Raw genomic sequence first — 290 nt, 5'->3', positions numbered from 1 at the left:
CTTTGATTTACAATTTAAGTGCAAGATGATAAGTGCAAGAAAAAGGACTCATAGCTAGAATCCTGTACAATGGGTGTTAACGACAACAAACATTGAAAGGCAGGTCTTAGCTATGAATCCCTACCAACATCTTACCACAGGTGAACGTGAACGGATATTTGTAATGCATGAACAAGGAGAAACTCTGGAAGTAATTGGCAGGGAGCTGAAACGTAGTCCCAGCACGATCAGCCGAGAGTTAAATCGAAATTCACAACACGGCCTATACTCTCCTTCAGAAGCAACACGTT

1 protein-coding gene is annotated in these 290 nt (G+C 41.7%); it reads left to right on the top strand.

Features of this window, described 5'->3' with window-relative positions; genetic code table 11:
• Window positions 1-112 precede the first annotated feature (112 nt).
• The coding region (locus FD01_RS15735) for a helix-turn-helix domain-containing protein (RefSeq protein WP_156647291.1) at window positions 113-290 on the top strand (178 nt) is incomplete at its 3' end.

Origin of the sequence: Lacticaseibacillus manihotivorans DSM 13343 = JCM 12514 (genome assembly GCF_001435035.1) — a bacterium.
Taxonomy (GTDB): domain Bacteria; phylum Bacillota; class Bacilli; order Lactobacillales; family Lactobacillaceae; genus Lacticaseibacillus; species Lacticaseibacillus manihotivorans.
This window is presented reverse-complemented; position numbering and strand designations above follow the sequence as displayed.